Source organism: Mycobacterium sp. E342 (genome assembly GCF_001667665.1).
Lineage (GTDB): Bacteria > Actinomycetota > Actinomycetes > Mycobacteriales > Mycobacteriaceae > Mycobacterium.
Map to the genome: position 1 here is coordinate 1 of NZ_LZJM01000217.1, position 764 is coordinate 764.

The following is a 764-nucleotide window of genomic DNA, read 5'->3' on the forward strand; positions in this document are numbered from 1 at the left end:
CTGGACAAGATGTCGGAGAAGATACCCCGATAGACCCGGGAGAATCGGAATACTTTGTGCAGGATCCGGGAGGAGTACCATGACAGGACTGCTGAGGTTTTAACAACCGTACCTCGTTGACTTTTAGGACCTCACCCCTTATCGGTTCAGCTCGATTGGAATCTCACTCATGTCGAAATTGACACGTTTGGCCGCAGGAGCAGCGATCGCCGGAGCGCTCACCGCGGTATCCGGCGGCCTGGGCGACACGGTGGCGCGCTCCGATCCGTCTCTTCCATGTCCGCAGATCGCGCGTTGCGACCCCGGCTGGGGCGGAGAACCGCTGGCCACACCCGATAGTCCCGCAGCTGTCAGCTCGCCCTCGGGCGGCCAAGCGATGGCCACGCCCGCTAGTCCCGAAGCCGTCAACACCCTGTCTGGCGCCCAACCGATGGGCACGCCCGATAGCCCTGGAGTAGTCAGCGGTTTTTCGGGCGGCCAACCGCTGAGCACTCCGGATAGCCCGCATCGCGCACCGGCCCCGAAGCCGTAACGCCGAGAACATCGTGCGGCCCCGGGCCAGGCAGGAGTCGTGAAAAGCTCTAGCCCGGTATCTTCGCCGAGATTTTGTCCAGGATCGTCGCTGCGGCCGGAGCGCCATTGCCGTATTGGCACACCTGCGCAGTGATGATCACATTGTTCTTCGCGCGCGCCACGTTGGGGCAGATCCAACCGGTGGGCTTCCCGTCCTGCAGTTCCGTCGCGGTCCACGTCAGATCCTTGCC

The 764-nt window shown here is 63.1% G+C and carries 1 protein-coding gene; it reads right to left on the reverse strand.

Annotated elements, in window-relative coordinates; all coding sequences use genetic code 11:
• Nucleotides 1–581 precede the first annotated feature (581 nt).
• Nucleotides 582–764: sensor domain-containing protein (locus tag A5692_RS16550; RefSeq protein ID WP_197514489.1), on the reverse strand; the 183-nt coding region annotated here is incomplete at its 5' end.